12 protein-coding genes are annotated in these 10,078 nt (G+C 40.7%); 1 reads left to right on the top strand and 11 read right to left on the bottom strand.

Annotation, left to right across the window (positions count from 1 at the left end; translation table 11 throughout):
- Nucleotides 1-196 precede the first annotated feature (196 nt).
- The 9 genes from R7Q11_RS24020 to R7Q11_RS23970 form a co-directional block, all read right to left on the bottom strand.
- Complete coding sequence (locus R7Q11_RS24020; RefSeq protein WP_225466787.1) at nt 197-895, bottom strand: hypothetical protein; 699 nt, start codon at nt 893-895, stop codon at nt 197-199.
- A 195-nt stretch (nt 896-1,090) separates the two neighbouring features.
- Nucleotides 1,091-1,489: a hypothetical protein gene (locus tag R7Q11_RS24015; RefSeq protein WP_225466786.1), complete on the bottom strand. Its 399-nt coding sequence runs from the start codon at nt 1,487-1,489 to the stop codon at nt 1,091-1,093.
- 134 nt (nt 1,490-1,623) lie between these two features.
- Nucleotides 1,624-2,040, bottom strand: a complete 417-nt coding sequence (locus R7Q11_RS24010; protein ID WP_225466785.1) for an AAA family ATPase — start codon at nt 2,038-2,040, stop codon at nt 1,624-1,626.
- A 236-nt stretch (nt 2,041-2,276) separates the two neighbouring features.
- Nucleotides 2,277-2,684 (bottom strand): hypothetical protein, encoded by a 408-nt coding sequence (locus R7Q11_RS29865; protein WP_029817087.1) that lies wholly within the window; start codon nt 2,682-2,684, stop codon nt 2,277-2,279.
- A 133-nt stretch (nt 2,685-2,817) separates the two neighbouring features.
- Nucleotides 2,818-3,315, bottom strand: coding sequence for a DNA topology modulation protein (locus R7Q11_RS23995; RefSeq protein ID WP_005448066.1), 498 nt, complete (start codon nt 3,313-3,315; stop codon nt 2,818-2,820).
- Between the two features lie 160 nt (nt 3,316-3,475).
- Nucleotides 3,476-3,904: a GNAT family N-acetyltransferase gene (locus tag R7Q11_RS23990; RefSeq protein WP_225466784.1), complete on the bottom strand. Its 429-nt coding sequence runs from the start codon at nt 3,902-3,904 to the stop codon at nt 3,476-3,478.
- Nucleotides 3,905-4,046: 142 nt separating this feature from the next.
- Nucleotides 4,047-4,562 carry a hypothetical protein gene (locus R7Q11_RS23985; protein WP_225466783.1) on the bottom strand — a complete coding sequence of 172 codons (516 nt, stop codon included), beginning with the start codon at nt 4,560-4,562 and terminating at the stop codon, nt 4,047-4,049.
- Between the two features lie 134 nt (nt 4,563-4,696).
- Nucleotides 4,697-5,272, bottom strand: a complete 576-nt coding sequence (locus tag R7Q11_RS23975) for a hypothetical protein (RefSeq protein ID WP_225466782.1) — start codon at nt 5,270-5,272, stop codon at nt 4,697-4,699.
- A gap of 162 nt (nt 5,273-5,434) precedes the next feature.
- Entirely contained in the window at nt 5,435-5,866 is a 432-nt protein-coding gene (locus tag R7Q11_RS23970; RefSeq protein ID WP_225466781.1) for a hypothetical protein, read from the bottom strand.
- 257 nt (nt 5,867-6,123) lie between these two features.
- Here R7Q11_RS23970 and R7Q11_RS23965 point away from each other — a divergent pair, with 257 nt between their 5' ends.
- The gene (locus R7Q11_RS23965; RefSeq protein WP_225466780.1) at nt 6,124-6,378 is read left to right on the top strand and encodes a hypothetical protein; all 255 of its coding nucleotides are present in this window, start codon (nt 6,124-6,126) and stop codon (nt 6,376-6,378) included.
- Between the two features lie 201 nt (nt 6,379-6,579).
- Here R7Q11_RS23965 and R7Q11_RS23960 read toward each other — a convergent pair whose 3' ends face one another.
- Nucleotides 6,580-7,149 (bottom strand): hypothetical protein, encoded by a 570-nt coding sequence (locus R7Q11_RS23960; protein ID WP_225466779.1) that lies wholly within the window; start codon nt 7,147-7,149, stop codon nt 6,580-6,582.
- 680 nt (nt 7,150-7,829) lie between these two features.
- Nucleotides 7,830-8,615 (bottom strand): NYN domain-containing protein, encoded by a 786-nt coding sequence (locus tag R7Q11_RS23950; RefSeq protein WP_048626789.1) that lies wholly within the window; start codon nt 8,613-8,615, stop codon nt 7,830-7,832.
- Nucleotides 8,616-10,078 lie beyond the last annotated feature (1,463 nt).

The raw sequence follows: 10,078 nt of genomic DNA, 5'->3' as shown, positions 1-10,078 counted from the left end.
CTATTACCCCGCCACTTTCACTCTTAGGCTACAATCACGTACATTTAGCCTGAGAGATCCGTTGCGGAAATAACGCCCTGTTAAGGTGTGAGCAACGCAATACCGATGTTTCCGCAAACCACCTTAACCACTAAACACAACGCATAGTAAAAATGCCACGCGTTGCGAATCACTCTTAAACAGTTTGTTAGGCGAATTATAAAAGCGAATACCTTTCTTCTTCATAATCGAGTTCATGGTGGCAGTGCCTTAGAGCATCGTCTAAATACCAATCACCCTCGAGGCCGAAGCCATTATCATGCAAATATAGCTCGTAGTGTTCAATATGTTGATAATGGCGAATAATCATCAATTGCATTGACAGTAAAACAATTCGTGTTGCACAAACAACCAAGTTGTTTTCAAGGCATTCTGGTTCATTGTTTGGGCCCGGGCCAGGAAACTCTAAACTGCCGTGAGCAAACTTATTTCTTAGCTCATAAACTGCATTTAAACCCAAGCCTGATAGTCCAAAGTCTTTTAGTCGATTAATTCTCTTATTTACCCGCTCATAGCCATAGCATTGTTGAGCCAATTCTTGAAACTTTCTCGTTTCTTCAATTAATTCAGGAATTGAGCAAGTGATACCAACTTGTCCTATATAGAAGCTAGCATTAGTGATCTTGCCCCTTAGCTTCTTGTTCGGGTGCTTCGGTACTTCGACAAAGTCAATGCAAGCCTCTAACGCACCCCATATAAAATTGAATATAGTGAGGTTAAATGTGAACTTTTTGAGAACCTCATCTCGTGCAATATCATAATCATCTGATGGAGAACACCAACCCAAATTGTCATTATGCTTCAGAGTATCTATGGACATGCTTTCAATTGATGCTGCCATATTTAACCACTGCATCGTAGGTCTCCAACACCTCACATCTGAAGTAGCAAAAAGAATTTTAGATAATGTAGCAACATGGTTTTCGATGGGTATCAAAGTATTCTCCTATTCGCCTAACGCCGCGTTAAGGCGTGACGCGATGCGTGCCAAAATTGAGCGAAGCGAAACTGGCACGCGTTGCGGAATCGCTCTTAAACGCTTTGTTAGGCATTAACCCACCTTAGATTTCGGGGGATTTTCCAAGTAAGTTGCACGATACTCTTTGAAGTAAAACTTTTCCATTTCATTTGGGTTATCGACCGAAATGTAGCCAAGCCTTAAACCGCCATAGTTATTGATAATATAGCTGTAAAAACAGCCACTAGCTCCGTTTGCTAGGTGTTTTGCATATCGATAGTACCTTGCTTTGAGCGATTGCTTGGTTTTACCAATATAGAGAATATCTGACGTTCCCTTTAACCTCGGAACAGGATCAACTGCACGGAAAAAGTACACTACACTTTTAGCATCACTGGCTTCAGGGGAACCAAATAACTCTCTGAATTCACTTTCCAGATTATTAGATTCGGTGATTATCTTTGGAAGCATTTTTATGTCTTCTAAGTTCAAAATTTACTCCTGATGCCTAACGCCCTGTTAAGGTGTGAGCAACGCAATACGAAAGCCTCCGCACACCACCTAAATCACTAAAATCAACGCAGGGTAAAAATGCCACGCGTTGCGAATCACTCTTAAACAGTTTGTTAGCATGTTGTTTCCGCTACAAACTCATTCACTTGAGAGCGCGTTGTGAAACGTACTTTAGAACCGTGAAAATCTCTGAACAATTGCTGATGGAACTGTCGTGAACTTTTGGATTCGCGAACAGAGTATTCAGAAGCCCATTTTAATAATTCACGAAAATTCTTCTCCGCCTGTTCCTCATTAAGTTGCTTCGAGCTCTCCGAACCACGAGAATAAAGAGAACTTTTACATTCAGACCATTCCAAATCCAAAAACAACAGCATGTCAGCAGATAAAATAAGCTGTTCGGCTAAAGCACCAAATACTCCCTCAACTACCCAGTTGCATTGAGACTTTATACTAGCAATTTCATTTTCGATTGCTCCGGTGGAGCGTTTTTGATTATAGCCACCTGGCTCCCATACAATCGAGTCCAAGTTAACTTCTTGCAACTAAAGTTTTCGGGATAACTGTTTCGACAACCAACTCTTGCCTGAGCCAGAATTACCGATGATGAGAATTTTCTTCATATTACTCCCGCATGCTAACGCCCTGTTAAGGGGTGAGCAACGCAATACCGAAGTCGCCGCATACCACCTTAAACACTAAAACCAACGCATAGTGAAAATGCCACGCGTTGCGAATCCCTCTTAAACAGTTTGTTAGCTGTGTTTTACAACACAAGCTTTGCTCCCAACATACCGAGTACTGCGATAGCTACCATCGTAAACCAAAGGTAAATCATAAAAGATAGGCATAACGAAAATAAACCTCTCACAGCTTTATCTAGATTTGCACCTTCATCGCGCTGTAAAAAATATGCTAGCTCTGCTGTAGGTATTGATCCAGCAAAACTCTTAAATTTGAGCTTTACCATCATCAGCCCCATTGAGACTGGAAGACTAGATACTAGTAAAATGATTCCCACCGAAATCCAGACATTCTCGGGGGATTCATTACCTAAAACTACTGCTGCCCCGAACAACACAAAAAGCATTCCCAGAAAACCCTTAAAAGATGACAACAACGAGTCTCTTGTTTTTATATACAGCCAGAATAGCGGCTTATCATATTTTCTCATTTTTTCCTTAAACAGCTAACGCCCTGTTAAGGGGTGAGCAACGCCATACCGATGCAGCCGCATACCGCCTTAAACACTAAAACCAACGCATAGTAAAAATGCCACGCGTTGCGAATCCCTCTTGAACAGTTTGTTAACTGGATTTGCAAAGGCGGAGCGCTTGCTCTCCAGATTTTGCGATAATTACACGCTTATTTCTTGTAAGCGTCTTGAGTTTGTCCATTATTAGGGGTTTCGACTTTTTGGGATAGTCCCATAAGAATTTGATGAACTCGATATCAAACCTTTCATCGCAACCTTCAGCTAAATCTGGACGCTTACTACTTAATAATGTTCTCTTTAGTGCTCGATAGATACAGGTATATCGGTTTACATCTAAGAATATTACTGTGTCACAAGCTTCAAATCTTATATCAAGGGTGCTCTGATAATTACCATCGATAATCCAACACTCGCTTTCACAAAGACCTTTTTGAATTTTGATCCAGTCATCTTTTGGAGTTTTAACCCAATTTGGTTTCCAATATAGCTGATCGAGATGATGAACAGGCAAATTCAACTCTGTACCTAATAGTGCCGAAAATGTGGATTTACCCGAACCACCGGAACCAATGACCGCAATTCTTTTCATCGGACTTACCTCGTCATCAATCCAGTTAACGCCCTGTTAAGGTGTGAGCAACGCGATACCGATGCTTCCGCATACCACCTTAATCACTTAAACCAACGCATAGTAAAAATGCCACGCGTTGCGAATCACTCTTAAACAGTTTGTTATACGCGTGCTGACACTACAACGGAACTTTCATAACCTTATGATTTGGCTCACTTTCAATGTCAACCGCTAACCAACCTAAAGACTCATACAACGATGGTACATTTGTGTAAGCATACAGGTTACTTTGAGTTGCTGCTGATACTTGCCTAACACCTCGATTGATCAGTTCACTCGCAATACCTTGACCACGCCACTCATTGGATACAAAAACTGCGTTAAGCCAAATAACTTCCGAGTCACCATGAGGTTCTTTAAAGCGCGAATAAGCGAGACCTCCAATAACTTGGTTCTCTCTGAGAGCAACAATTACCGGTGGAAGGTTAGATTCTAGTTTATAGGTATCTACAAACAGAAAGTCAGACCATTCCGTTTGAAACAGCTTCTCTAGAGCAACCCAATACTCACTATCTTCATCGCAATTTCTGAATACTACCTTGTTCATATTGGATTATTTCCTCATAAGCGTATAACGCCCTGTTAAGGTGTGAGCAATGCAATACCGATGCCGCCGCATACCACCTTAAACACTAAAGACAACGCATGGTAAAAATGCCACGCGTTGCGAATCACTCTTAAACAGTTTGTTAGGCATTGGACCCTAAAGGTCTACCATAAACTGAGTCAAAGCCTTGTTCAGCTTGTTCTCGCATAGTTTTACTGCTTCCCGACATACTATGAGTGATAACTTTCCAGCGATACTTCCGAAATGGATCTTCGTTTATGTTAATTCCATTTTGATCATTCAATTTCATACAAACGGTATAATTAGTTCGATCTCTATTTTCATTATAAACATTATTATATAGATGACTTTCTACACGTTTCTTAAGTCTTGTACCATGACCACGGTAAATCGCTTTCAATCCATCGACACATAGTGAGCATCGGTTTTCATCTGACTGGTAGTCAGTAAAAATTACATACAGCCCAGTGCCATAAATAAGCTTTGAGATATCTTCATGGCAGTCGACGTCGACAATTTTTACTTTTGTTTCCGAGATATCGGTGTAGTCAAAGCTCTTAAAGAAGGCAACAAAATGTTTATGGAAGCTGGACTTTAGTTCTGCCTCTTTCTTAGCTAATTTTTCGATATCGTACATTTTATCTCCGAGATGCCTAACGCCCTGTTAAGGGGTGAGCAACGCAATACCGAAGCTCCCGCATACCACCTTAAACACTAAAACCAACGCATGGTGAAAATGCCACGCGTTGCGAATCCCTCTTGAACAGTTTGTTATATGCGTTCTCGAAGCTTGCACAATAAGGCTTCACCACATATCTCTCCAGTAAAGATAACCTCAAGAGACATAGTATAAGTCTCTTTTACTAAACCAGCCTTAAACTCTATTAATGATACTATTTTCCAGAAACGATGAAGCAATTCTGTTATCAGCAACGTGTTAAAGGGATAAAAATCAAACTTTTCTGTTTTGTGATCATTGTGAGATAAAACTTTGTTTCGGTAGTCCTTAAGCTTTGAGTCTTGATACTGAGTAATTGCCAAAGCTAGTTCTTCCGCGACTTCGGTGTCGTCCTGCAAACCAAATTCACTTGCTAAATGTGCGAATGAGAGATTTTTGCTGCCCATAGTTTTTGCTGGATCAAGAAGTCTTGAAATGGACATGTAGATTGAGTCTATTAAGCACTGTTGAAAGCGATGAAATACTAGAGCTCCTGATGAATTTAGAACCTTTACGTTCTCTCTATCAGAAAACAGTTGGTTGTATAGCGTCAAATCAGAGTTCAAATGAGTTAGCTTTTCCTTGACTCGAACTAAGTCACGCTTCAATTCTTGTTTACTTTGATTCATTTTTTCCTCATAAGCATATAACGCCCGCTTAAGTGGTGAGCAACGATACCATGATACTTAGTTATTACACCGTAAACACTAAAGCCGATTCAAACCAAAACCGCCGAGCGTTGCGAATCCGTCTTGAAGCGTTTGTTATGCAGCTACCGCAAACATAGGCATTTACTCATCGGTTTCTTTGCTTTCCTTTACCTCTGTTTTAAGACTTTCAGCAAACGACGAAAATCCGACGTACGCGATAAACGTAGTTAATAAAAACCACCATGAAAAATTAGTGAAAATAATCCATATAGTCCATGCAGAAAATGCTAAACCAGTAGTTAGGGAAACAAGTATCTGCTTAGCGTTAGATTCGCTCTTGTTAAATTGTTCAGCCTCTTCATCAGTTGGATAAACTCGTTTAACGTTACTTTTTACAGCGCGATTAACGCGTTGGTATTCCTCACTTCCTTTTTCAAGTTTTTCTAGTATGTCCAAGTCACTTTTCAAGTCTGCGCGTAGGTCAACTTTTGACTCAAATAGTTTAGTCACTGCAAGCAATAAACCCACTATTGAAGCTAATGTTTTCAGTATAATTTCTAAGTCGAATTCCATTATTCCTCCCAGATATCCTTGAGCTGCATAACGCCGCGTTAAGGGGTGCCGGCACGCAATACAAAAGCCTCTGCAAAGCACCATAAACACTGAACCCAATGCATACTAAAAATGCCACGCGTGCCAAATCCCTCTTAAACGCTTTGTTATGCTCGTTTTAATGCATTTTATTGCTTTGATTTTTAAAGATTAATTTATTTTTGATTACGCAGGCTTACCAATTTATGATCTACGTACGCAGTTCAGAGTAACTTAACATGAAATATAAGAACGTAATCAAAATCTCAGCTATTGGTACACGTGGTAAAGTTAAAGGCTTAGAGTTTGTCGCAAAGCCGAACCTTGATGGTCATTATGTGCTGAATAAAAAGATTCATACACCAACTGACTCAAATAGGACAAACAAGGCAAAAAATAAGGTTTGTGTTCCAACACTCACTGAAGCCGCCAACCTACTTTCAACAGGTGAATACTTAATCAACTTAACCTGTACTGATTCTATCGGTGGGTGAGCGCTACGCGAATACAACAAAGTAAAGATTATCGAAGGCTAGAGCTAATATCGGATAAGGATGTCATTATCCCCTCCAAAGAGCATAACGCCCTGTTAAGGTGTGAGCAACGCAATGCCGAGCCACCGCATAACACCTTAAACACTAAACCCAACGCATAGTAAAAGTGCCACGCGTTGCGAATCACTCTTAAACAGTTTGTTATACTTTTAGCTGCCACAGCGACCAAAGGACTCCCGCCGCAGTAAGCACAGCAACAAATAAACTAAACGCCATTACTTTTACTTCAACCTTTCTAGAGTTTATTTCAGTGTTAGAGCTTCTATCAATCGATTTTACTAGCTTTCTTGAGCCTCTGTTTTGATCAAATACCGCTAGAAACAAGTGATTAGTTACGATTGCAAAAAACAAAGAACCAAAAAATACCCAAAGACCTTTCTCAATATTTTTATCAATAAAGGCAAATTGAACCGTAATAAAGCCAGCAGAACCTAAGGCTGTATCTGAAAATAACCTAGCTACCCAATGTGAGTATTTATAAAAGCAATTGTCATGCTCACACCAAAGTAACAATAAGATCAATATCGGAAGTATTATTGCAGTAACCGCTATGCCATAAAATAGATTAATAACAGTCGCATTACCTTCTATAAAGTCAGTTGATATACCCGTTACGCTACAAAACAACAAAAGAAAAAAACTTGCTATTGTCCATATAACAAGCGGACTAGGATCAATTCGAGGGAAGTTTTTCTTAATAAAAAGTCGCATATTTTTCCTTAAAGTATAACGCCTTGCTAAGGTGTGAGTAACGCAATACAAAAGCTACCGCACAGCACCTTAATCACATAAGCCACCGCATAGTAAAAATGCCACGCGTTACGAATCACTCTTAAGCAATTTGTTAGTACATGCGCTACTTCTATTTATGCGCTCCAAGATATTGAAAACTGGCATGATATGAAAGGCTTTGAACACTGAAGTGAGACGGGTAGCTACAAAACTTACACTCGGTTAAGAGGCGAAAGTTGGCTAGAAGAAAAACGCACTGAACAGCCCTACTTTCACTTGCTTCACATTAGAAAAGGATTCGATCCTCGCACTTTAATGCAACACTTAAAGAAAGATAGGATTCACTTAGGAAGTACAGCGGAAGCGAAAAAGCGCCAAAGAAATAGGCTAAGAGTTAGAAACCGTAAACGGTGAAAACAAAGCGAACACTCCGCATATAGTGCCACCGGAAAGAACGTGAAAGGTACAAACTGAAAGGTGTAAAGACGAGCGCCAAAACAGATAAACACCAAAACTTAAGACCATTGATGTCAAACCCGTACTAACGCCCTGTTAAGGGGTGAACAACGCAATACAGAAGCCACCGCAAACCACCTTAAACACTAAAACCAACGCATAGTAAAAATGCCACGCGTTGCGAATCCCTCTTGAACAGTTTGTTAGGCATTTTTTCGAGCATCTTTAATAAAGATATGCACTGCCCCCGACTCTGTTTCCTTACGCAAAATGTCAAACAACTCAGTTGCCTCAATTAGTTGACTTAATGTAGTGAAACCATAGTTCTTTGAACTGAAGTCTGGATACTGACGCTTTATTAAACTGCCACAATGCCCTAAGAACGACCAACCATCTTCATCTTGGTACTCACTAGCAGCACCTCGCAAGATATTGAGAAGTTTAGTGTCTTGGCGTAATTTCCTGCGAATGGATTTACTGTCATTCTGGGATGATTTTTCATTCGTGCTATTGGTTGAAGGCTGCTCTTCTTTAGGGGCATATCTTTCTTTGAGCACCTCCGTATACATGAAATCATCACAAGCATTACGAAATGCCACAGGCGTCATTTTTTTACCAACGCCAAAAACATATATCTCTGACTCCTTTAGCCTTGAAGCCAGTTTAGTAAAATCACTATCACTACTTACTAAAGCAAAGGCGTCATATTTGTTGGAGTAAAGGAGATCCATTGCATCGATAATCATTGCTGCATCAGACGAGTTTTTACCTTGAGTGTAGGAAAACTGTTGTACCGGATTTATCGCCAGCTCATTTAAAGGTTGCTTCCAATTTTTCAAGCACTCAGAACTCCAATCCCCATAAGCCTTTTTAACGAGTATGTGCCCATGTTTAGATAGCTCCTTTAATACTGCATCTAACACGGAGTATTGAGCATTTTCGGCATCGATTAAGACCGCAATTTTTTTCTCTGAATTTATATCTATCAATCTCTTTTCCTTTAGGTATGCTGAGCTACCCTGATGCCTAACGCCGCGTTAAGGGGTGCAGGCACGCAATACAAAAGCTACCGCACAGTGCCGTAACCACCGAACTCAACGCAAACTGACAATGCCACGCGTGCCAAATCCCACTTAAACGCTTTGTTATGCTTAAGCTTCAACGCCCGCATTTTTACCGAAACCAAGATTAACTCGACTAGGATTAGCTAACAAAAGGTAAAACCTAAAAATTGAAATGACTCATGATTTTTGAAAATCTGACTTTGAAATTTGGCTACTAAAACTCAAAAACCTAAGTTCAAAGTTCTGATTGAGCCAACTGCTATAACCTCGTGCTTACCCGAAAATTGATTGAGGCAGTTCTCTGAACTTCCAGCGCCAAAGAATTCGTCTCCAGAAAACAGCGCCAAATGAAACTGACTTGCCGACGAACTCGAAACTAACAAACCGAGGGAACAAAGAAAAACCATAAACCACTGATTTTTCGTGATTAAGCATAACGCCGCATTAAGGTGTGAGTAGCGCTTGGCTATACTTGAGCGAAGCGAAACTGCCAAGCGTTGCGAATCACTCTTAAATGCTTTGTTAGGCGAAGTTTCCCACCGGGGTTTAAGGTTGTTTGCAAGCAGACTACCCTAAACCGAATAAGCAACCAAACACCCGCTGACTTTTGCGATTCAAGAACCACAAATATCACTATGTTTCAGCCAAGATTCCAACGACCACGGAATGCAGACCTTCAGCAACAAATTAGGTTTTGAGCCCGAAAAACCCAAAGTTGCAAACTTACAGCGAAAACGAAAGCCTCGATTGACTTGCCCCTACCACACTTTGAGCCAGTGGAATTAACAACCAACCGACTATGAAAACCAATGAGGCAATCCACGAATTTTGGCATGTTTTACGACTGGAGAGGTTCAAGAATTTGAGCCGACAATACCAAATTGCCGACGCAGAAAAACGAATGCTAAAAGAGAACTAAGAAGATGAGAACAAAGAACTTCCCTGCCCGTCGCCTAACGCCTAACGCCTAACGCGCAGTTAAGGTGTGAGAGACGCACATGCACCCTAACCTAAAATAAACTCTGATAAATCCGTGCCTATTTGGGCACTAAAACCCCAATGCGTTTCGAATCGCCTTGAACGTCTTGTTATTCCGCAACTAAAGTCGGCTATGTTTACGCCTAATCTTTTGATATGACGAGAAATTTTCGGCATGCAGGCAAAAATCGAAGCCGAAGTATTTGGCAGCTCACTACCTTAAATCGCTTTAGCGTCACTCTTTAATTGCTGCGCCATATTAAGGTGCGCTTAAAGCGCTTTAAGGCTAGCATGGAAATGACCAATATTCGCCCTTTTCGCCGCTTTTCCACCCTATTACCCCGCCACTTTCACTCTTAGGCTACAATCACGTACATTTAGCCTGAGAGATCCGTTGCGGAAATAACGCC

The sequence above is a fragment of the Vibrio sp. 970 genome, from assembly GCF_033339075.1.
Note: the sequence above shows the minus strand (reverse complement) of the source record. Positions and strands in the feature narration are given on the sequence as shown.

Excerpts from the sequence above, each read along its gene's own strand:
- R7Q11_RS23975 (WP_225466782.1), bottom strand. The coding sequence starts at position 5,272 with ATGAATCAAAGTAAACAAGAATTGAAGCGTGACTTAGTTCGAGTCAAG.
- R7Q11_RS23990 (WP_225466784.1), bottom strand. The coding sequence starts at position 3,904 with ATGAACAAGGTAGTATTCAGAAATTGCGATGAAGATAGTGAGTATTGG.
- R7Q11_RS23985 (WP_225466783.1), bottom strand. The coding sequence starts at position 4,562 with ATGTACGATATCGAAAAATTAGCTAAGAAAGAGGCAGAACTAAAGTCC.
- R7Q11_RS23995 (WP_005448066.1), bottom strand. The coding sequence starts at position 3,315 with ATGAAAAGAATTGCGGTCATTGGTTCCGGTGGTTCGGGTAAATCCACA.
- R7Q11_RS24020 (WP_225466787.1), bottom strand. The coding sequence starts at position 895 with ATGCAGTGGTTAAATATGGCAGCATCAATTGAAAGCATGTCCATAGAT.
- R7Q11_RS23970 (WP_225466781.1), bottom strand. The coding sequence starts at position 5,866 with ATGGAATTCGACTTAGAAATTATACTGAAAACATTAGCTTCAATAGTG.
- R7Q11_RS23965 (WP_225466780.1), top strand. The coding sequence starts at position 6,124 with ATGAAATATAAGAACGTAATCAAAATCTCAGCTATTGGTACACGTGGT.
- R7Q11_RS29865 (WP_029817087.1), bottom strand. The coding sequence starts at position 2,684 with ATGAGAAAATATGATAAGCCGCTATTCTGGCTGTATATAAAAACAAGA.
- R7Q11_RS23960 (WP_225466779.1), bottom strand. The coding sequence starts at position 7,149 with ATGCGACTTTTTATTAAGAAAAACTTCCCTCGAATTGATCCTAGTCCG.